At 61.0% G+C, this 18,733-nt stretch carries 22 protein-coding genes and 1 pseudogene; 15 read left to right on the top strand and 8 right to left on the bottom strand.

Features of this window, described 5'->3' with window-relative positions; genetic code table 11:
• Window positions 1–181: 181 nt before the first annotated feature.
• From ACMZ6R_RS04675 to ACMZ6R_RS04645, 7 genes are read left to right on the top strand one after another with little or no spacing between them, the layout of a single operon-like run.
• On the top strand, window positions 182–2,176 hold the full coding sequence (locus ACMZ6R_RS04675; protein ID WP_416109720.1) for a TonB-dependent receptor: 1,995 nt from the start codon (window positions 182–184) through the stop codon (window positions 2,174–2,176).
• A gap of 13 nt (window positions 2,177–2,189) precedes the next feature.
• The gene (locus ACMZ6R_RS04670; protein WP_416109719.1) at window positions 2,190–2,888 is read left to right on the top strand and encodes a class I SAM-dependent methyltransferase; all 699 of its coding nucleotides are present in this window, start codon (window positions 2,190–2,192) and stop codon (window positions 2,886–2,888) included.
• A 26-nt stretch (window positions 2,889–2,914) separates the two neighbouring features.
• On the top strand, window positions 2,915–3,553 hold the full coding sequence (locus ACMZ6R_RS04665) for a class I SAM-dependent methyltransferase (RefSeq protein ID WP_416109718.1): 639 nt from the start codon (window positions 2,915–2,917) through the stop codon (window positions 3,551–3,553).
• Window positions 3,550–4,404 carry a metal ABC transporter substrate-binding protein gene (locus tag ACMZ6R_RS04660; RefSeq protein WP_416109717.1) on the top strand — a complete coding sequence of 285 codons (855 nt, stop codon included), beginning with the start codon at window positions 3,550–3,552 and terminating at the stop codon, window positions 4,402–4,404. Before ACMZ6R_RS04665 ends, ACMZ6R_RS04660 begins: the two co-directional genes overlap by 4 nt.
• Window positions 4,376–5,173, top strand: coding sequence for a metal ABC transporter ATP-binding protein (locus ACMZ6R_RS04655; protein WP_416109716.1), 798 nt, complete (start codon window positions 4,376–4,378; stop codon window positions 5,171–5,173). The genes ACMZ6R_RS04660 and ACMZ6R_RS04655 overlap by 29 nt, the downstream gene beginning before the upstream one ends.
• Window positions 5,174–5,182: 9 nt before the next feature.
• Window positions 5,183–6,007: a metal ABC transporter permease gene (locus ACMZ6R_RS04650; protein ID WP_416109715.1), complete on the top strand. Its 825-nt coding sequence runs from the start codon at window positions 5,183–5,185 to the stop codon at window positions 6,005–6,007.
• Window positions 6,008–6,012: 5 nt separating this feature from the next.
• Window positions 6,013–6,963, top strand: coding sequence for an energy transducer TonB (locus ACMZ6R_RS04645; protein WP_416109714.1), 951 nt, complete (start codon window positions 6,013–6,015; stop codon window positions 6,961–6,963).
• Window positions 6,964–7,058: 95 nt separating this feature from the next.
• Here the strand turns inward: ACMZ6R_RS04645 and ACMZ6R_RS04640 are convergent.
• The 3 genes and pseudogenes from ACMZ6R_RS04640 to ACMZ6R_RS04630 form a co-directional block, all read right to left on the bottom strand.
• Window positions 7,059–7,853: pseudogene (locus ACMZ6R_RS04640) on the bottom strand (hypothetical protein); the annotation flags it as partial.
• Between the two features lie 109 nt (window positions 7,854–7,962).
• Complete coding sequence (locus ACMZ6R_RS04635; protein WP_416109713.1) at window positions 7,963–8,400, bottom strand: hypothetical protein; 438 nt, start codon at window positions 8,398–8,400, stop codon at window positions 7,963–7,965.
• Between the two features lie 9 nt (window positions 8,401–8,409).
• Complete coding sequence (locus ACMZ6R_RS04630) at window positions 8,410–9,036, bottom strand: conjugal transfer protein TraL (protein ID WP_416109712.1); 627 nt, start codon at window positions 9,034–9,036, stop codon at window positions 8,410–8,412.
• A gap of 406 nt (window positions 9,037–9,442) precedes the next feature.
• Between ACMZ6R_RS04630 and ACMZ6R_RS04625 the strand changes: the two genes are divergently transcribed.
• The gene (locus ACMZ6R_RS04625; protein WP_416109711.1) at window positions 9,443–10,585 is read left to right on the top strand and encodes an IS4 family transposase; all 1,143 of its coding nucleotides are present in this window, start codon (window positions 9,443–9,445) and stop codon (window positions 10,583–10,585) included.
• Window positions 10,586–10,600: 15 nt separating this feature from the next.
• Here the strand turns inward: ACMZ6R_RS04625 and ACMZ6R_RS04620 are convergent, their stop codons facing one another.
• Together ACMZ6R_RS04620 and ACMZ6R_RS04615 are read right to left on the bottom strand one after the other, a co-directional pair.
• Window positions 10,601–10,924: a TraK family protein gene (locus ACMZ6R_RS04620; protein WP_416109710.1), complete on the bottom strand. Its 324-nt coding sequence runs from the start codon at window positions 10,922–10,924 to the stop codon at window positions 10,601–10,603.
• 1 nt (window position 10,925) lies between these two features.
• Complete coding sequence (locus tag ACMZ6R_RS04615) at window positions 10,926–11,177, bottom strand: hypothetical protein (RefSeq protein WP_416109709.1); 252 nt, start codon at window positions 11,175–11,177, stop codon at window positions 10,926–10,928.
• A gap of 108 nt (window positions 11,178–11,285) precedes the next feature.
• Between ACMZ6R_RS04615 and ACMZ6R_RS04610 the strand changes: the two genes are divergently transcribed.
• Window positions 11,286–11,573: an immunity protein gene (locus tag ACMZ6R_RS04610; RefSeq protein ID WP_416109708.1), complete on the top strand. Its 288-nt coding sequence runs from the start codon at window positions 11,286–11,288 to the stop codon at window positions 11,571–11,573.
• Between the two features lie 889 nt (window positions 11,574–12,462).
• On the opposite strand, the gene ACMZ6R_RS04605 is transcribed toward ACMZ6R_RS04610, so the two are convergent.
• The 3 genes from ACMZ6R_RS04605 to ACMZ6R_RS04595 are packed head-to-tail and all read right to left on the bottom strand — an operon-like array spanning window position 12,463 to window position 13,768.
• Window positions 12,463–12,636, bottom strand: coding sequence for a hypothetical protein (locus tag ACMZ6R_RS04605; RefSeq protein ID WP_416109707.1), 174 nt, complete (start codon window positions 12,634–12,636; stop codon window positions 12,463–12,465).
• Window positions 12,624–12,752, bottom strand: a complete 129-nt coding sequence (locus ACMZ6R_RS04600; RefSeq protein WP_416109706.1) for a hypothetical protein — start codon at window positions 12,750–12,752, stop codon at window positions 12,624–12,626. The genes ACMZ6R_RS04605 and ACMZ6R_RS04600 overlap by 13 nt, the downstream gene beginning before the upstream one ends.
• 32 nt (window positions 12,753–12,784) lie before the next feature.
• Complete coding sequence (locus ACMZ6R_RS04595) at window positions 12,785–13,768, bottom strand: hypothetical protein (protein ID WP_416109705.1); 984 nt, start codon at window positions 13,766–13,768, stop codon at window positions 12,785–12,787.
• Here ACMZ6R_RS04595 and ACMZ6R_RS20515 point away from each other — a divergent pair.
• The 6 genes from ACMZ6R_RS20515 to ACMZ6R_RS04570 all read left to right on the top strand — a co-directional run bounded on the left by ACMZ6R_RS20515 (window position 13,716) and on the right by ACMZ6R_RS04570 (window position 18,684).
• Window positions 13,716–13,889 (top strand): methyltransferase family protein, encoded by a 174-nt coding sequence (locus ACMZ6R_RS20515; RefSeq protein ID WP_420884218.1) that lies wholly within the window; start codon window positions 13,716–13,718, stop codon window positions 13,887–13,889. The two genes, ACMZ6R_RS04595 and ACMZ6R_RS20515, sit on opposite strands and share 53 nt — an antisense overlap.
• A 211-nt stretch (window positions 13,890–14,100) precedes the next feature.
• Window positions 14,101–14,370, top strand: a complete 270-nt coding sequence (locus ACMZ6R_RS04590) for a twin-arginine translocation signal domain-containing protein (RefSeq protein WP_416109704.1) — start codon at window positions 14,101–14,103, stop codon at window positions 14,368–14,370.
• The gene (locus tag ACMZ6R_RS04585; protein WP_416109703.1) at window positions 14,367–14,783 is read left to right on the top strand and encodes an ExbD/TolR family protein; all 417 of its coding nucleotides are present in this window, start codon (window positions 14,367–14,369) and stop codon (window positions 14,781–14,783) included. Before ACMZ6R_RS04590 ends, ACMZ6R_RS04585 begins: the two co-directional genes overlap by 4 nt.
• Before the next feature lie 410 nt (window positions 14,784–15,193).
• A complete protein-coding gene (locus tag ACMZ6R_RS04580) occupies window positions 15,194–15,532 on the top strand; it encodes an energy transducer TonB (protein WP_416109702.1) in 339 nt (112 codons plus the stop codon).
• Window positions 15,533–15,695: 163 nt separating this feature from the next.
• On the top strand, window positions 15,696–16,160 hold the full coding sequence (locus ACMZ6R_RS04575; protein WP_416109701.1) for a MarR family winged helix-turn-helix transcriptional regulator: 465 nt from the start codon (window positions 15,696–15,698) through the stop codon (window positions 16,158–16,160).
• A gap of 58 nt (window positions 16,161–16,218) precedes the next feature.
• On the top strand, window positions 16,219–18,684 hold the full coding sequence (locus ACMZ6R_RS04570; RefSeq protein WP_416109700.1) for an efflux RND transporter permease subunit: 2,466 nt from the start codon (window positions 16,219–16,221) through the stop codon (window positions 18,682–18,684).
• Window positions 18,685–18,733: the final 49 nt, after the last annotated feature.

Genomic DNA, 18,733 nt, shown 5'->3' with positions numbered 1-18,733 from the left:
ACTTCCAGGCCCACAGGCTGGATGACGCTCAAAACAGCATACTTTACTGCCTCTTGACATACTATTTTTATTTTCATAACCGAAAGTGTTATTTATTTAGATTTTCAACGTCTTAAAAAGATATCGATTTATTTTTAGTAATTAACAAGAATATCCAACCCGTTACCCGAAAGGAGCGAGCATGATTCCCCGTCGTTTCTCCCGAGCTGCCCTTCTTGCACTTGGCCTCGTTTTCGCCGCCTCGCCGTCGTTGGCAGCCGATCCCCCCAAAACGGAGAAAGCCGACGAAACCATGCTCGAGGAAGTCAAGGTCGTCTCCTCGCCCATCATCGAAGGGAACCGCGTGGACAGCTTCGCCAATGAAACGACGACGGTTTCCAAGGAGCAGATATGGGACCTCAATGCGCCCGACCTGACCTCGGCCCTGCGACGCACCCCCGGCGTGACGATCTCCCGCTTTGACAACATCGGTTCCTTCGGCGGCGCGGAAGGCGGCGCCATCTTCATCCGGGGCAAGGGGGCCAGCCGGCCCGGCGCGGAAATTTCGGTCATGATCGACGGCGCGCCGGCCTATATTTCGGTCTGGGACCATCCACTGCTGGACTATCTGTCCGTGGACCCGGCCGCCGCCGTCACCGTGTACAAAAGCCCGCAGCCCATGAACTTCGGCAATGGTCTGGCCGCCGTGGATATGACGCCCAAAAGCCGGGGCAAGGAAGGCTTCGAATCGCGGGTCACGGCCCAATACGGTTCCTACAACACTCCCCAGGAAACGGCGGAAACGGGCGGCAAGATCGGCCGTTTCGACTACTACGCCGCCCAGAGCTACCGCTATTCCTCGGGATCGCGAGCCATGTCCGACGGCATGTTGACGAGCTATTACGGCCGCCTGGGCTACGGCCTGACCGACAATTGGAACGCCCACGCCACGGTGATCCGCACGGACAACTACGCCATGGATCCGGGGCCGGAAGGACAGCCGGAGGAACGCGACGGGAAATACGTCACCCGCGACTGGCACATGGTGGCTACGCTCGCCAACACCTACGATTGCGCGGAGGGGACCCTCAAAGGCTATTGGAACAGGGGCGAAGGCAACTGGTTCAACCAGTCCGGCACGGATAACGACAACACGAACGATTCGGACCTGTACGGCGTGCGGGCCAAGGAAAAGTTCCGCCTCTGGCAGGGCGGCGAGATCGCTTTCGGCGCGGACATGGACTGGATCAGCGGCCAGGCGGAATTCACCACCGACCCCGAGCTGACCATCAATTCCCTGACGGACTGGTCGTTCACGCCGGGCGGGGTGACGCATTTCGACCGCATGACCTGGTCCATCTTCTCGCCCTTTCTCGGCGTCTCCCAGATGATCGGCTCCAAGGAAGGCTTTTACGCCACGCCCTCGGCCGGACTTCGCTACTACGGCCACAGCCAGTTCCAGTCGGAATGGTCGCCCCAGGCCGGCTTGCTGCTCGGCTACAAGGACCTGGAGTTGCACGGCACCTATTCCCGGGGCGTCAACTATCCGGGACTCAACGTGGCGGTCTTCTCGCAAAACGTGATCTCCTCCCTGGGCCAGAATTGGCGCAGCCTCAAGGCCGAGACCATGGACCACTTCGAGGCGGGCGCGTCCTACAAATACGAGAATCTGCTCAAGGTCGACGTGACGGCCTTTTCCGACAACGGACACGATCGTTACGTGATGTATCCCTCCTCCGGGAGACCGACCGGGTTCGAAAATTACGGCTCCTACTCCATTTGGGGCCTGGAAACCACGGCGACGTATACCCCGGTCAAGGATCTGTCTTTCTTCGCCGGCTTAAACGCCATGGGGCATACGCCGCAGTACCTGCCCTACGTGCCGAACCTGAGCGTCAGCCTCGGCGGGAACTACCGATTCCTGGAACATTATAAGATCTCGGCCGACGCCCAGTACGTGGACGAGATGTATGTGCTCTCCGAGACTCGGCGCGTGGGTACCCGCAATACGGAAAAGGTGGACGGCTACTGGCTGGCTAACGCCAAGTTTTCCTATTTCTTCACCATCCCCAAACCCAAGGTCGAGACCGAACTCTTCGTGGCCGTGCAGAACCTGACCAATACCTTCTACAAATACAAACCGGGCTACCCCATGCCGGGAACCGGTGTGTCGGCCGGCGTGGCCCTGACGTTCTAACTTCGGAGGTCGTATGGAAGAAACCGTTTCCACAGCCTTCGGCCGACGCGAGGTCTTTACGAAGCTCCGGGCGCATGACCGCATGTGCCATGGGACGGCCTACGCCTGGCTGGAAGGATTTCTGGCCGGGCGGGGCCAAAGCGGCGGGCTGCGCCTGCTCGACCTCGGCTGCAACGATGCCCGTCACATGGCGCGCGTCCTGTCCGCCGGCGACGTGGCCGCCTACACGGGTGCGGACACCGACACGGAGTGCCTGGCCGGGGCGCGGAAAAATCTCGTCGACAGCCCGGCCGCCGTGAATCTCGTCGCCGCCGACGGCCGAGAGGTCCTTGGTGGCCTACGCGAGGCCGTGGATGTCATCTGGATGGGGCTTTTGCTCCACCATTTCCCGCAGGGGGAAAAAGCCCGGCTCTTCGCCATGGCCAAAAAAGCCCTGCGCCCGGGCGGAGTGCTCCTCACCCATGATCCCATGCCAGACGTCGGAGAAAGCGCCGAAGCGTATCTGGAGCGCTACAATCGGGAGATCGAAACCCATTGGGCGGAGCTCGCGCCGGAGGAACGGCGCGTGCTCATCGACCATTTTCGCCGCCATGGCCGCCATGATCCTATCGACGTTGTGGAGCGTCTGGCCCGGGAAGCGGGATTTTCCCAGGTGGTTCGCAAGCGCCTGGACCCCGCCGGCTTCTACGTGTTGTTGCGCTTCGCGGCCTGAGCGGGCGCGCAGGAGGAGAATACAGCATGCAAATGCAAAATAAATCCGATCCCCGGGCCGCCTTCTTCGACGTCCGGGCCGTGAACTGGGAAGCCAACTGCTATCCGCCGCCGGTGCGGGAAAAGCTGCCCTCCCTGGTCGCGTCCTTCCATCTGCCGCCCGGAGCAACGGTTCTCGACATGGGCACCGGCCCGGGGACGCTGGTGCCCTATCTCCGCAAGGCCCTTGGCCCCTCCGGCAGGGTCTTTCCCTTCGACCTCTCCCTGGAGATGCTGCGGCAGGTCCGGTCCAAGCTCGGACCGGCCGACCCGCCGCCGGTCCTGGCCACGGCCATGCGCCTGCCCTTTCGCGACGAAAGTTTCGACGCCGTGGTTTGCTTCGCCGCATTCCCCCATTTCGAGGACAAGGGCCGGGCCCTGTCGGAAATGGCCCGGGTGGCCAAGCCGGGAGCGGCGGTCATCATCAGCCATTTGCTCAGCCGCGCCGAGTTGTTGGCCCACCACGGCACGCACTGCGCCGTGGCCGGCGACGCCCTGCCGGTGGAAGCGGACATGCGAAGACTTTTCCTGCTCGCCGGCCTGCCCGATCCCGACATCATCGACGCCCCCGGCCACTACCACGCCGTCTGCCGCAAGCCGGCCGGCACACCGGGAGGCCGGGCATGACACGACTTTCGCACGCCTTGCGCCATCTCGTGTTCGCCTGCCTCTGCTTCGCCCTGCTCACGGCTTCGGCCCTGGCGCAAACGCAAGCGACGCCGATCGTCATCGCCGCCGGCACCACGCTGGTGGCGGACATCGTCGGCGATCTGGGCCGGGGATTCCTCACCGCCGCCCCCATCGTGCCCGCCGCCTCCTGTCCGGGACACACCGACCTGCGAGCCTCGGATATGCGCACGCTTGCAAACGCCAAGGCCATCATCCTCCACGACTGGCAAACCCACTTTGACAGCGTCATGGGGCCGATCCGAAACGACCCGGCCCTTATCCCCAAAGTGCGTGTTGTCGCAGCCCCCGGCAACTGGATGGTGCCCGACCGCCAAAAAGCCGCCACCCTGGCCGTGGCCGGGATACTGGCCGCGATTGATCCGCCGCATGCCGCCCTCTACGGGGAACGGGCCAAGGCGCGGGTGGCCGAGGTGGACGGGATCGCGGCCGCGCTCTCGGTCAAAGCCAAGACGCTCGCGGGATTGCCGGTGATGGCCGACTGCCAGCAGGAACCTTTTCTCCAATGGCTGGGCTGCGACGTGGCCGCCCAATACGGCCGGTTCGAGGAAAGCGGCCCGCAACAGCTGGCCCAGGCCGTGGCCAAGGCCAGAAACGCCCACGTCCGGCTCGTGGTCGACAACCTGCAAAGCTCGGGAGGTTCGGGCAAGACGTTCGCCGAGGAACTGGACGCGGCATTTGTCGTGCTGAGCAACTTCCCGGGAGGGTTCCCCAACACCCCGACCTGGGCCGAAGCCGTGGCCGCCAACACGGACCGCTGCCTTGCCGCGCTCAAGCGTCATGGAAAGTGACGCCGCCCTTTCCCTGCGCGACGTCGTGGTCAAAAGGCGCGGTCGCATCGTCTTGCACATCGAGACCCTGGACGTGGCCAAGGGGGGGGTACTCGGCGTCATCGGCCCGAACGGGGCCGGCAAAAGCACACTGCTTGCCGCCATCTGCGGGATGTTGCGCCTGGCATCGGGCGCGGTGCGGCTCTTCGGGAACAGTTTGACCGGCCCCGGCGCAAGCAAGGCAAGAAGGGATATCGCCCTGGTCATGCAGGCCCGGGATGCGGACCCGCGTCTGCCCATAAGCGTCCAGGAATCCGTCATGTCCGGCGGCTATGCCAAGCGCGGCTGGTTCAGGACGCCGGGCCGGGAACTCGCCCGGCGGGCATCGCAAATGCTGGAGCTTGTGGGCATCGGCCACTTGGCCGACCGTCCCCTGGGGCAACTTTCCGGAGGCGAACAACAACGCGCGGCCATTGCCAGGGCATTGGCCCAGGAACCGCAGGTCCTGCTGCTTGACGAGCCCACGTCGGCGCTGGACTGGCGCGCCCAGCGCGACATCCTCGGCTGCATTGCCGGGCTGCGCGACCGGCTCGGACTGACCGTGCTGCTGGCCACCCACGACCTCAACAGCCTGGAGAGTCTGTGCAACGAGGTGCTTTGCCTGGAATCCGGCCGCTCTCTCTGGCGCGGTCCGGCCCGGGAAGCCCTCGACGCCGACCGGCTCGGCCGACTCTACCGGGCCGAGGTGGCTGTGGTGTCTCACGCAGGCCGGCGCGTGGTGCTTTTTTAAGGATTCACCATGGAAACTTTTTTGGATGCGGCGTTCATGCGCCATGCCGTTCTGGCCGGGTTGTTCGCCGGCGTGGCCTGCGCTGTGGCCGGCGTATTCGCTGTGCTCATGCGACTGACGTTCATCGGCGTCTGTCTGGCCCATGCCGCCTTTGCCGGCGGGCTTCTGGGGCTGCTTTTCGGCTTGGACCCGCTCACGGGCGCGTTGGTCGCCAGCCTGGCGGCGGCCGCGGTCATCGGGCCCGTGGCCGACCGGGGTGAGCTTTCCCCGGATACCGCCGTGGGCGTCGTGTTCTCGGCCATGCTCGGCCTGGCCATTTTCTGCCTGGGCCTGCTCCCTGGTCCCAAGACGGCCGGCCTCAACCTTTTTTGGGGCAATATCCTGACGGTCAGCCCGCGCGACCTTTGGCTCCTCGGCGGGGTGGCCGTGACGGCGAGCCTGCTCATCGTCGCCTTCTTCAAGGAGATCCAGGCCGTCGCCTGCCATCGCTGGATAGCCCGGGCCTGCGGCCTGCCGGCCACGGCCATTTTCTACGGCATCCTCTTTTTCACGGGCCTGACCGTCACCGCCTGCCTGCCGAGCATCGGGGGGCTTCTCGTTTACAGCCTGCTCATCAATCCGGCAGCGGCAGCCTACCAGCTCACCTACCGCCTGGGACGCCTGTTCTTTTTGGCGGCGCTGTTCGGGGTCGTCTCCTGCGAGGGCGGCCTGTTCATCGCCTGGAAACTCGACGTGCCGGCCGGCGCGTCCATCGTCCTCGTGTCCAGCCTGATCTTCCTGGCCGCCGTGGCCTGCTCTCCCAAAAGAAAGGCCGGGGCCAGGGCCGAGGCATAACGGCCATGGCGGACATGCCGTCTGTTCTGCCCGAGTGGCAACACTCCACGAGTTCCTATCGCCGCGCCTGGCTGGGATGGCTCTTGTCCGTGGCGCTCCATGCAGTCGCCCTCGTCGTCCTTGTCTTTTTCTACCGATTCCTCGTGATCCATCCTGCCGGCGGGGGGGGAGGCGGGACCGGCGGCGGTGGCGGGTCCGTTCTGGCTGTCGACCTCTCAGGGTTGGGCTCGGATGCAGGCGGTCCTCTTGCCGGACCGGATGCGACAGCAAGCGATGACGAGATGCCGGCTGAAGAAACCGCGTCCCTTCAAACCAGGCAGGAGGCCAGGCCAGAGGAGGCGTCGGTGGTCAACCAGGAAAAGGCGTTGCCTGTTTTGGCGAAACCCTCCGCAAACGCTGTCACAACCAAAGCCAAGAAGATAAAGCGCCTCGCCCGAAAAAAACGACTTCCCCAAGCTGCCGCAGTCGCCACGGCTCCCGCATCCGTATCGGGGCGTAGATCGGAGGGGCCCGACACGAGTGACGCTTCCCAAGCCGGACCATCGGGGAGTGGGCCGGGCATGACCGGAGGAGCGTCCGGCCAGGGCGGCGGGACCGGCGGCGGCAGCGGTGGCGGCGAGGGCCCCTCTGTCGGGGCGGGGCAGGGCATGGGCGAAGACGGTGGCATGAGCCTGGCCGCCGTTGATGTGAAGCCGAGGATCATGCGACAAGTGGAGCCCGCTTATCCTGCGGATGCCCGACGGCATGGGATCGAGGGACGGGTTGTCGCACGACTCCTGGTCACCGCTGACGGCGGGGTAAACAAAATCAGCATTGTTTCCGCAAAGCCGCCGCAGATATTTGAGCAAGCCGTTATTGCGGCCCTTGAAAAATGGCGGTTCCATCCTGCCCGGTACAAAGGGCGTGAGGTGGCTACCTGGGTCATGCTGCCAATCAGGTTTAATTTGAAGGACTGAGGTGTTGTAAGGCGACAGATTTTTCGAGATGCGGCATTGTTACAATGCAAGCATCGAGTGAGATAGTCGGATACTTCTCATGCGTGGGCACACTGCAGGGCGAGCTGAATAAGCCGTCGCCCCGAGGAGGCCATCACGTAGTAGTCCCGCTTGGGCGTGGCCGTGGCCACGATTTCGATCTGCCGGGCATTGCAGCCCATGCCGGTGTAGAGTTCCCGCTGGCCGTCCTGCCTGGCCGTGAGATTGGGCAGGAGGATCTTGGTGGGGCAGGACTCGACGAGCACGTCCATGATGCCCGAGCGCACCGCGTCGGAAAGGTTCTGGGTGGCCAGGACCACGGCGCAGTTGGCCTTGCGCATGACCTTCAGCCACTCCCGCACCTTTTCCCGAAAGACCGGATACCCGAGCCTGATCCAGGCTTCATCGAGAATGAGCAGCGCTGGCTGCCCGGCGAGCGCCGTCTCGATGCGGTGGAAGAGATAGAGGAGCCCCGACCAGATGCTGGCCAGGGGGAGCAGGTCGGCGAGATTGAGCGTGTTGACCAGGGGACGCCGCAGGTTGGCAAACCCGTTGCCGGGGTGGGTGCCGAGCCAGGCTTCCAGGGCGTTGATGGACTCGATGCGGCAGCCGAAGCCCAGGGTCTGGATGACGCGGCGCTGCTCCCGCGCCCAGTCGTGAAGCGGCTCCGGGGATTCATGCAGGAGCACGATGCAGGAAGTGAGGTAGCCTGCGCCGACGTACCCGGACTGCACCTCCACCAGGGCTTCCTCGGCGTCTTCGGCCATGAGCTGGGCGTCACGGTTCGCCCTGGCGCTGGGGTTGTTGAAAAACTGGTCGAAGAACCGGAACACCTGCTGCTGCCAGGTCTTGCGGTAGACCGTGATTTCCCTAGCGTCTGGTCCGGATTGACCATGATTTCGATCACGTCAGGATCGCTAAGCGCCGCCATGATGGTCGGACCGAGGTTGTGCGTGAGGCATGCCTGCAACCTGTTCATGGCTACCCCCGCGTCCGCAAGACGAAGACGGTCACGTTGACCAAGGCGGAGATGATCACGATGGCCGCAAGCCAGGTGAGATTTTGGCGAAAGGCAGCGAGCGCTGAGACGTGCCCCTGGAGGATGGTTCGGATGTTCTCCACCGAGGCGGCGGAGGAATCCTTGGCTAGCCCCTTGGTGGCCGAAAGAACGCCGGACACGTAGCCGTCCGTCTTCTCGGCCAGCATGGCCGTCAGGGCCTTGTTGTGGCGGTCGAGGAGCTTTTCGTATTCGGCCAGAAAGGCGTTTTGCAGCGTGACCAGCATGAGCACCGGATCATCCGGATCGACCACGGTTGCGTGCTTTTGCGTCAGGAGGGTCCGGACACTTTCCAGGTCCAGGCCGATCCCGTCAGGGACGGTAGGCGGAGAGTCGACGTCGTGCGGGTGCTGCTCGCTCATGGCCGATCCTCAGCAAAGCCGGGCCTGGTCTATCTCGGCCACGGCATCCCGCCAGAAGCTGGTCAGCCGTTGCCGGACCATGATCGGGAGGTCGGAGTGCACTGCCTCGGTGAAGGTCTGGCGTCTGGCGAAGAGTTCTTCCAGGTCCCGCCCGAAGGTGGCCTGTTTGCGGTGGGGGAGGGAAACGACGGCATGGAAGCTGGAGGCGCATTCCGCGTAGATCTTGAATTCCTCAAACCGTTTCCCGTCGAGGGTGATGTCGCCGAAGTAGCGGTTGAGCCAAATAACGATGGGCGTGGCCGGGAAGTGCGAAACCAGGGATTTGAGTCCGGACAAGGTGTCCAGGAGGGCTTGGCCGCCAGTGACCACCGTATGGAGCATGGCGGAATGGCCGTGCTCTTCGAGAACTTCGAGGGCCTGGTTTTCCAGCAGGTAGGACCCAAGCGGCACAAAGGAGGACGCGCCGTTGTCCACCACCACATGGGCTTCGGCAGGCAACTCGATGATCGCATCCATAAGTTGGTCGAAACGGCGGGGGTCGATATCATCGCCGCTCATGATGTCGAGCGCCACGGCGTCCAAAGCCTCATACCCGGCGAGGGTGGCATTGATCGGATCGGTGTCGAAGCAATGCACCTCAAGGTTTCAGCCTTGCAGGTATTGCGCAAGCAGCGCGGCGATCAGGGATTTTCCAGCGCCGCCTTTGCCCTGCAATATAAAATGAATCATCGCCATAGTTTTTCTACCTAAATCCATTGCTGTCCGGTTAAGAAAAGGCTTGACGCCCGAAAGAGCCAATTGGGCTGGACTATGGATGCCTTTCCAACTCGGAGATCAATTTTAGAAAATTAGCACCTGTCGCCATGAGACCAAGTTCAAAAACCCCTGCACAACGGCATCCATGGGCACCAGTGTGCGCCATGGAGCCTATTTTAGAGAAGATAGAGCTTTTTTGATGTCTTTATAACTATGCGGAATCGCTCCTGTTGCTGTATGGTAGAGTTCCGAGGCTCACCTACAAACCGACAAGAGGATTCCGCACGTGCAAAGCTTTACCACCGTCTTCGCCCAACTTCTATCAGTCGTGCCAAAATACGTGTTTGTCAAATTATCCAAGGATCATAGAGGAAAACGCTCGCCCCGAACATTTCTCAGGTGGGACCAGTTTGTCCACCTTCTGCATATCCAATTGGCCGGATGCAAGAGTCTTCGAGACGGGATCATGGGCATGAACGCCGCCGCCAAGCGGCTCTACCATCTCGGAGTCAAACCCGTGGCCCGGTCGACCTTTGCCGACGCCAACAACGCGCGGCCGTACGCCTTTTTCGAAGCCCTGTTCGGCGAACTCTACACAAGGTGTCTTTCTCAAGCGCCAAAACATAAATTCTCTTTTAAAAACAAATTGTTCAGTCTCGACGCCTCGGTTGTTGACCTGTGCCTGACCCTGTTCCCCTGGGCCAAGTTCCGAACCACCAAGGCCGGTATCAAGCTGCACACGCTCCTTGACCATGACGGCTATCTCCCGGCGATGGTCACCGTCACCGAAGCCAAATGCCACGAGGCCAACATCGCCAAGCTGTTCCGACTGCCCAAGGGATCGATTGTGGTCTTCGACCGGGGCTATATCGACCATGCCTGGTTCCGGCAGTTGTGTAAATCCGGGGTGTTTCTTGTCACCCGCCTCAAGAGCAACGCCCGTTTCCTCGTCCTTGAGCGCAACCTCGTGGACCGGGCAACGGGTGTCACCTCCGATCAGATCATCCAGGTCGCCGATGGGGAGCAGACCTTGGTTCTGCGCCGCATCGGCTATCGGGATAAGGAGACCGGGAAGCGTTTCAAGTTCCTGACCAACCACATGACCCTGCCTGCCCGCACCATCGCCGACATCTACAAGGATCGCTGGCAGGTCGAAATCTTCTTCCGGTTCATCAAGCAGAACCTCAAGATCAAGCCGTTCCTCGGAAACTCGAAAAACGCCGTCCTCTCCCAGGTCTACGTGGCCCTGATTGCGTACCTGCTCCTGGCCTACCAGAAGTTCATGTCAAAGATCGGCCTGAGCCTGCACTATCTGGCCAGGCTGATGCAACGAAATCTGTTCCAGCAATGTGAAATCCTCGACCTCCTCGACCTACGACGGCAGCGCTTAAAACTAAACAATTCTAACAGACTATCGCTTTTAGTTTAGCCGGACAGAAATGACCTAAATCATTTTATCTGAGGATGGAGTCTTGTTCACTGAGAATCCGTGATCGTTATATCCATGTTGCTTGAATATTGTTTGCGTATAGACCTGTGTGGGATGATGTCCGGATTGTTCTTGCCTTTCTCGAATTTCTTTGAGAAAGCGCACCATGTGATAGCAAAATGTCGCATAGGACATGGTGACTTTGCCTTTCCTGACCAGCGCAGCATGGATTTTTTTGTTGTCATAGCCCTGCACCCGCATGGCATCGATCATGTCGTGACAGGCGATGAACTCAATGCGTCCCATGTTGCGCGGGATACGTTTTTTCTTACGAGCCATGCTATGACCTCATTCCAGAGGCCGGGGCCGCGTCCCCACCAGTCGCCAACGAGGGCTTAAATAAATTGATGGAATTTCCTTGGATAAGTTGACTTTTTACGATGATAAACATCTCCACACGCGGATGGAGCTTCTCGTCATCCTCAACTTTTTTCCTGATATTCCGGTACTGTCTTCCGGTGTAGCCCAGAGCCCTGGCTACGGCCGCGTGCGAACCCATCCGACGAAGAAGTAAATCGAAGAGATCTTTCATAGGGTTATCCTTGAGGAGAATTTATAAGAATTTCCTTCTTTACACAACAAGAATTTTCCACTAGACAAGGAAGGAATTTCCGCTAAAGTTAAAGGACCGGAGGCAATCATGGACGATTTCGCAACCTTACTGGAGCGGTCCTTTGTGGAACTCGTCGCCGAACGGGCTTATGCCCGAGGTTGGAGAAAGGGCGAGTTCGCCAAGATGGTCTGGCCGGATGCCCCCGCAAAAGCGGCGGCGGCAAAATGGTCGGCCATGCGCGGAAAGGCGACGAACACAGGCAAGCCACAAGGCGTACTGATATCCGATGCCCAGCGTATGGCGGAAATCCTCGGGGAGGACCTGACGTACCTTCTCGCCGTTGCCAAGGAAAACGCCAGGCGCCAGGCTGCGTAACGTATCGCTTAGGCTGACAGTGACTGAGGCCGTGCGTCGTTGGCTTGCCCCCAACGCCGAGGTGAATGCGTGTCTCGATTGGACGTGCAGGAGTTTGAAACGAAAGCGCAAGAACTGGTGAGTCAGGCGTTGTCGATGTGCGAACTCAAAGTCGCAAATGGCACAGAGCCACCGTCGCCTCGCGAGGCAGCGCTATGTGCGGCCGCGCTTTCGCTGAAGGAGACCCTCAATACGTTTGTCGCATTGCTGAAGGCAGGATGATTTGCCCCGGTAATTCCTGCCTGGCAGGGAGGTAATGACTCCGCACTTTCACCGGAATTTATGCTATTCGTTTGCAAAAATAATAAGATATTCCGGTGAAAGTGCGGAGGGGGAAAATAATCGTCACTTGTGCCCATGCCCACCAGATCGAGATGGGAACCGTGCAGCTCTTAAGCTCCTCGTGCGGAGCGGGCTCAAGAGTGGCTTCATATGCCGCCCCGAAGCCTCAGGTGGTGTCGGTGGCTCCAGATGGGAACAAGGCCGGCGGAATCACTTTCGGTGAACTCTCGAAGATGGATTTAACCCTGAAGACGGACGATTAAATCAATCAAGTCAGCATGACGTAGACATCTGATTTTTTGGTTCCGATATCACGTATTGAAAGGGCCAATTCTGTCCCTACAAAGAATAGAATTCCACCAAGTATGGACGCCAGGAAGACTTTAAAGGGCCATGTTCGCCAATGTCGCGGACTTGGCATCGGCGTCGAAGTTCATGGGGCACTCGACGGCGACGATGGCTGCTGATGTCTTATCTACCTAAAAATTGTGCGTAATCAAAAAAAATTATTGCAAAAAAAAGCCGCCAACTGGACGCCGGCGGCAAATTGTGAATGAAGAGAGGTCGATTAGAAGGTGTAAAGGAAGCCGAGGGAGCCCATGAAGGCGTTTTCGGCCTGGTTCGTGAATCGGAGTCCCCAGATGCTGGTCTTGAGCCCTTGGGGCGAGGCGAAGCCGGTCTGCATGGTGAGGCTCAGCTGTTCGGTGATGGCGTAGGAGTTGTCGAAGTTTATGCCGAGCACACCCATTCGCCTTCGGCGAGGTTGCGGCCCATGGCCACGTATTCGCCCACGCCGCCGGTGGCGACGACGGCCTTGCGCAGGCCGGCGGCGCTGTTCGTGCCAGCGATGACGGCCACGGTCAGGCGGCTTTTGAGCGCCTCGATGAAGCTTACGCGCGCAGGCTCGCGGCCAGGCCCCAGGTGCCGGTCGGGTCCACGCCGATGCTGTTGTTTCCGAATTCCTGGTCGCAGTCGAAGAGAAACGACGTGCCCGGGCCCCATTTGGGCGTGATGACGGGCAGGCGCTCGCTGCCGTTGCTTAGGCTCGAATCCTCGCCGCTGGCCACCCAGCCGAAGAGCCCGGGCAGCATCCAGTCGAAACCGGAGTAAGTGATGCCGGCGTCAATGAAGTAGCCGCGGCGGCGGTTGCGTTCCCGGTCGCCCGGGGCGGCGTCGCCGTATATGGCGTCGGCGTAAAACTTGACGGGGTCGAGCGCTTCCACGGTAAGCGCAAGGCCGCCCCACCACATGGCGTTCTGGTTGTCCTTGTAGGGATAGCCCGTGGTATTTAAGTAGCTGCCGGCCGAAAGCAGGCCGGCATTGAACAGGCCGTCCGGGTCGGCCCCCTTGCCGTAGACGCCGACCAGGCCCCAGGGCGTGGCCGCAAAGCCGTCCGCGGTCACGGGCAGGGCGAGCTGGTAGACGTCGAAGGCGTCGCCGACTTGGGGCGTGGTCTGCTGGTAGGTCCGGTTGGCGGAGAGCAGCCGGCCGTAGGCGGCCTGGACCGAGAGGTTTTCACTGACCGGGATGTTCACGTGCAGCGCGGCGCTCGACTGGTCGCCGTCGTCGGCGGCGAGCACGATGCTGTCGTAGAAGACCTCGGTGTGGGGCACGGACAGGGGCTGGTAGCCGGCCGTCAGTTCGATGTCGGTGCCGGGGAACTTGAATTGCAGGTACGCGAGGTAGGGCTCGATGGCCACGGTCGGGTTGGCCGCGGTCAGGTAGCCGTGGCCCCAGGCTTCGTCGTCGATGCGCATGCCGAAGCGGAACTTGAGGTTTTCGTTGGCAACGAAGTCGCTGCGCAGCCGCAGGCGCTGCCAGATGGTCAGCCTCGGCGTCGCCGACATCCTGGCCGAAACGGATGACCCGGACACGATAGCCGCCCGTCTTGAGGCGCATCCAGGCAACACGCGGCATTTCCTCGACGCCCTGGCCGCTCTGGGCCTGACCGAAAAAAACAAGGTCGTTATGCCAATACCCCGCTTGCCCAACTGACCGGGGAACGCACCAAGCCCCCCTTCTATATCCTTTCCCGGGTATCGCTGGCCCTTGAGGGGCAGGATGTGTCTTTCGAGGCGGGAGAGATCGCCAGGGCCGCCTTGGATGCCGGGTTCCTCTCCCTTGAAACGAGAACCTGCGACACCCCAATGGGCGAGGTCCGCGTCGACATTTTGCGCAAGGCCGGCAGCCTCGGGGAGGCTGCGGCATGACGCGCCGCCAATTCCTGCAGACACTGGCGGCCTTGTCCCTGGCGGCGCCGGCTTTTGCCGCGAAGTCCTCCTCGGTCCGGGTGTCCGGTCCGGCCGTGGCCATCCCGGCCAGAGTCACCTACAACATGTTTTTGGGCATGATCGAATCGCTGGAAAGCCAGTACATCAGTTTTGCCGGCCTGCTGCTCAACCGGCTGCGCCACGATGCCTGCACGTACCCGCAGGGCATGGAACTCGCCGCGCCTCGAACGCAGGTGTGTTCATGAGCGCCGGCGGCAGGGGGAGACGCTACTCTTCCGACATCAATGTCACGCCGTTTGTCGATGTCATGCTGGTCCTGCTCATCATCTTCATGGTCACCGCCCCCATGATGACCGAGGGTCTGGATGTCGATCTGCCTCGGACCAAGACCGTGGAGGCCTTGCCCGTCGACGATGATCACCTCGTTGTCGGGGTCGACCCGAAGGGTGCGATTTTTCTCGACGAGCAGAGCGTCTCCCTGGAGGATTTGGCGGACAGGCTGCGCAATTGGGCTTCCTTGGGGTCAAAGGCCGTTTTTTTGCGCGCCGACAGGGGGGTGTCCTATGGACGTATTGTCGACATCATGGGCCGCATCCGCGAAGCCGGCATCGACCATTTCGGCGTGGTGGCCGAACGGCCGGAACAAGGAGCACGGTAACCGTGCGAAGCGCCGACATCCTCATTTCCGTAAGTGCCCATGCACTGTGCCTTGCCCTTCTGTTCCTGTGGCCGGCGGCGCAACCGGCTCCCGTCTCGAAGACATTCACGGTGGGGATGGTGGAGCTTGTCAGGCCAAGGGCCATCGAGCCCCCCGCCAGCGCTCCGGCCTCGGCCGAACCGATCGCGGAGGCCCCGGCTCCCGAAGTGCCCCCTCCTCCGGCGCCGGAGCCGCTCCCCAAACCGGTCGTGGCGGCCAGGCCCGCGCCTGTTGCGGTCAAAAAGATAAGCCCGAAAAAAAGGCCGGAGCCTTCCACGGCAAAATCATCTCCTTCTCCCGTGCGGCAACCGGCGGCTTCGCAGCCGCAGCAAACAGCAGCGCCCCAAGAGCCTTCCGGCATGGGAGGCGGCATGGGCAAGATCGCCGGGCCTTCCCATATGATTGGAGGAATGGGTGTCTACGACGCCGCGGTCGTGGATATCCCGCCCAAAATCATCAATCGGGAATTGCCGCAATATCCTCCGAGCGCCAGGCGATTGCGCTTGGAAGGGACCGTCCTTGTGAGCATGATCATCGACAGCCAGGGGAAACCGACCCATTGCGCCATCCGGAAAGCGGAGCCGAAAGGTGTTTTCGAGGAGTCGGCCCTCGCCGCTGCGAACAGCTACCGGTTCGTTCCGGGCAAGGTCGGCGGTCAAAGCGTCGCCACTCTTGTTCTTGTGCCTTTTCATTTCAAGATGGCAAACTGACTTGCGGGGAAACGCCGCAGTCCGGGCAAGCTGCGGCCCGAGACGATGCTCGCGAAACTCCCAGCTTGGGGGTTGACAACTTGGTTTAGCAGCTTTACCTTTCAACCCAACCTGAAACCGTCTGGAAACGGGCAAGGGGCAGCAGTCGGCTTTACGAGGCGATATGGAAACAAAGGACGATCTCATCCTGGGCACGGTGCGCCAATTCCAGCGCGTGGCCGCCAAATACGCCCGCATCGAGGAGCTGCCGATCCTGGTCGAAGACGGCATCGAGGTCACGACCCGGGAGGCCCATACCATCGAGGCCGTGGGCAACCGGAAGCAGATGAGCGTCACCGACGTGGCCAACGCCTTCGGCATCACCAAAAGCGCGGCCTCCCAGATGGTGTCCAAGCTGTGCGACAAGGGATTTCTCGAGAAAAAGCAGGCCCCGCACAGCAACAAGGAATTCCAGCTGACGCTCACGCTCCTTGGCCGAAAGGCCTTTGAGGCCCATGCGCGTTTTCATGGAGAAGACAAGGAGGCCTTGATGGAACGGCTTCGTGGCTATTCCCTGTCCCAGATCGCTACGATTTCCGTGTTGCTCGAGGCCATCGGGGAAGTCATGGACAATCGCCTGTCCCGGTAGGCGATTTTTTTTTCACTTTAAGGTTAAGTTACTTAACTAAATGGCACAGGAGTATCCCATGAAAGGATTTCGGACCGCGCTCGTGAACTTCGCGGTCGAGCATTCCAAACTGGTCGCTTTGGGGCTTTTGGCGATCATGGTCTTTTTCGCCGCGTTCTTTCCGAACATGACCATGGACACGGATCCGGAAAACATGCTCATGCCCACGGAACCCGCGCGGGTCTTCCACAATGCCGCCAAAAAGCGCTTTGCCTTAAGCGACACCATCGTGGTCGGCGTCATCAAGGAAAACGACCCAAACGGGGTGTTCAATCCCGAAACCCTGGCTCATGTCCATGCGCTGACCCGGTTCGCCAAGACCCTGCGCTACGAGGACCCCAAACACCCGGGCAAAACCACGGGCGTTATCGCAGTGGACATGGTCGCCCCCTCGGTGGTGGACCACATGCACCAGGCCGGGCCGGGAACCATCGCCTTCGACTGGCTCATGCAACGACCACCGGCCACGGAAGCCGAAGCCCTGGTCGTGCGCGACAAGGCACTGTCCAACCCGCTCCTCGTCGGACAGATGGTTTCGGCCGACGGCAAGGCGCTGTGCCTGTACCTGCCGCTGACGGACAAGCTTTTAAGCTACAAGGTCTATACGGCGTTGCAAGAGAAAATACGGGAATTTGGCGGCACCGAGGACTGGCACATCGCCGGGCTGCCCGTGGCCGAAGGGGCCATCGGCGTCGAGATGTTCAGCGAGATGGTCATCGCCTCGCCGCTGACCATGGCGCTCATTTTCGGCATGCTCTACGCGATGTTTCGCAAATGGAGCCTGGTCATCCTGCCCATGCTCATCGCCACGGTGACGGTGGTGGCCACTCTGGGGGCCATGATCGCCCTGGGCTTTCCGGTGCACATCCTCAGTTCCATGCTGCCCATTTTCCTGATGTCCATCTCCATCTGCGACTCCATTCACGTTCTTTCGGAGTTCTTCGATGTCTACACCGCGAAGAAAGGGCGCAAGGAAAGCATCAAGGAGGTCATGAACACCCTTTTCATGCCCATGTTCTACACTTCGCTGACAACGGCCGCCGGCTTTTTCTCCTTCGTCACCACGGACATTCCCCCGGCCAGGATTTTCGGCGCGTTCGTCGGTGTCGGCGTCCTGTTCGCCTGGATCATCACGATCCTGTTTGTCCCCGCCTACATCATGCTGCTGCCGGAGCGCGTGTTGGGCAATTTCGGTTTGGCGATGCATCAGGGGGACAAGGAATCCTTGCTCACGCGAGCGCTGCATCGTTTGGGAGACCTCGCCTGCCGACGGTCCAAGACGGTTCTGACCTTGTTTGTGGCCTGCGCCGCCCTTTCCGTCTGGGGCATGTCGCAAATCAACATCAATGACAACTACGCCAAGCGCTTTGCCGTGGGACATCCCATCCGCGAAGCGGACACGGCGCTCAACAGGCATTTCGGCGGCACGTACACGGCGTCCCTCGTGTTGGAGGGGCAAAAGGGACAAGAGGTTTTCAAGCGCCCGGACGTCCTCAATTATATGGCGTCCATGCAGGCTTGGCTGGTCAAAAACGGCTATATCGGCAAAAGTACGTCGCTCGCCGACATCGTGCGCAAGGTGCACCAGGAGCTCATCGACGGCCGGCCAGAGAACTTTCGGATACCGGCGAGCGCTCCGGCTGTCGCCGAGTGCGTGATGCAGTACCAGCAAAGCCACAAGCCGCACGACATCTGGCACTTCGTGACGCCGGGGTTCGATGCGGCCAACATCTTCATGCAGTTTCAAAGCGGCGACAGCACGCGCACCGGGGAGGCCGTCAAGGCGATCGGACGCTATATCGAAGCCCATAAGCCGCCTGTCGACCTCTCGTACAAATTCGCTGGTCTGCATTACATCAATTACATCTTCCAGTGGAAAATGTTCTGGGGGATGCTCGGTTCGCTGTCTGGAAGCTACCTCATTGTGCTTGTCATGATGATCGTGCTCTTCCGTTCCTTTATTTGGGGATTGCTCTGCATGATTCCCCTGACGCTGACCATCATGTTCATCTACGGCACCCTTGGTTTCCTCGGCCTGGACTACGACATGCCCGTGGCCGTGCTTGGGGCCATCTCGCTTGGCATCGCCGTGGATTTCGCCATCCATTTCCTGGAACGCAGCCGGCAGATGACCGCGGAAACCGGTTCCTGGGAGAAGGCCGCGCCCCGGATGTTCGGCGAGCCGGCCCGGGCCATCAGCCGTAACGTCATCATCATCGCCATCGGCTTTTTGCCCATGCTGGTTGCTTCGCTTGTGCCCTACAAGACGACCGGCCTCCTGCTTTTCTCCATCCTGACCATTTCCGGATTCGTCACCTTGGCGCTGCTGCCGGCGATTTTGACGATCGCCCGGGAGCGGCTGTTTCGGGCCAAGCGGTTCCGTGTCCAGGACGAAGCCGGCACGCCGCGCACCGATCCTGTTCCGGCCTTGGCCCGAATAGGTGGTCCGGGGCGCGACGGAAAAGACGGCATCGGGCGACAATAGCGGCGCAGGCCACAAGACGAGAAGAACGTCAACGCAACGACAATGCGGA

This window comes from Solidesulfovibrio sp. C21 (genome assembly GCF_047785625.1).
Classification (GTDB): domain Bacteria; phylum Desulfobacterota; class Desulfovibrionia; order Desulfovibrionales; family Desulfovibrionaceae; genus Solidesulfovibrio.
This window is presented reverse-complemented; position numbering and strand designations above follow the sequence as displayed.

Coding starts and splice junctions, on each gene's coding strand:
- ACMZ6R_RS04660 (WP_416109717.1), top strand. CDS start 3,550: ATGACACGACTTTCGCACGCCTTGCGCCATCTCGTGTTCGCCTGCCTC.
- ACMZ6R_RS04665 (WP_416109718.1), top strand. CDS start 2,915: ATGCAAATGCAAAATAAATCCGATCCCCGGGCCGCCTTCTTCGACGTC.
- ACMZ6R_RS04675 (WP_416109720.1), top strand. CDS start 182: ATGATTCCCCGTCGTTTCTCCCGAGCTGCCCTTCTTGCACTTGGCCTC.
- ACMZ6R_RS04650 (WP_416109715.1), top strand. CDS start 5,183: ATGGAAACTTTTTTGGATGCGGCGTTCATGCGCCATGCCGTTCTGGCC.
- ACMZ6R_RS04585 (WP_416109703.1), top strand. CDS start 14,367: ATGAGCGCCGGCGGCAGGGGGAGACGCTACTCTTCCGACATCAATGTC.
- ACMZ6R_RS04615 (WP_416109709.1), bottom strand. CDS start 11,177: ATGAAAGATCTCTTCGATTTACTTCTTCGTCGGATGGGTTCGCACGCG.
- ACMZ6R_RS04645 (WP_416109714.1), top strand. CDS start 6,013: ATGGCGGACATGCCGTCTGTTCTGCCCGAGTGGCAACACTCCACGAGT.
- ACMZ6R_RS04670 (WP_416109719.1), top strand. CDS start 2,190: ATGGAAGAAACCGTTTCCACAGCCTTCGGCCGACGCGAGGTCTTTACG.
- ACMZ6R_RS04580 (WP_416109702.1), top strand. CDS start 15,194: ATGGGCAAGATCGCCGGGCCTTCCCATATGATTGGAGGAATGGGTGTC.
- ACMZ6R_RS20515 (WP_420884218.1), top strand. CDS start 13,716: ATGGTCAGCCTCGGCGTCGCCGACATCCTGGCCGAAACGGATGACCCG.
- ACMZ6R_RS04635 (WP_416109713.1), bottom strand. CDS start 8,400: ATGAGCGAGCAGCACCCGCACGACGTCGACTCTCCGCCTACCGTCCCT.
- ACMZ6R_RS04620 (WP_416109710.1), bottom strand. CDS start 10,924: ATGGCTCGTAAGAAAAAACGTATCCCGCGCAACATGGGACGCATTGAG.
- ACMZ6R_RS04610 (WP_416109708.1), top strand. CDS start 11,286: ATGGACGATTTCGCAACCTTACTGGAGCGGTCCTTTGTGGAACTCGTC.
- ACMZ6R_RS04590 (WP_416109704.1), top strand. CDS start 14,101: ATGACGCGCCGCCAATTCCTGCAGACACTGGCGGCCTTGTCCCTGGCG.
- ACMZ6R_RS04575 (WP_416109701.1), top strand. CDS start 15,696: ATGGAAACAAAGGACGATCTCATCCTGGGCACGGTGCGCCAATTCCAG.
- ACMZ6R_RS04570 (WP_416109700.1), top strand. CDS start 16,219: ATGAAAGGATTTCGGACCGCGCTCGTGAACTTCGCGGTCGAGCATTCC.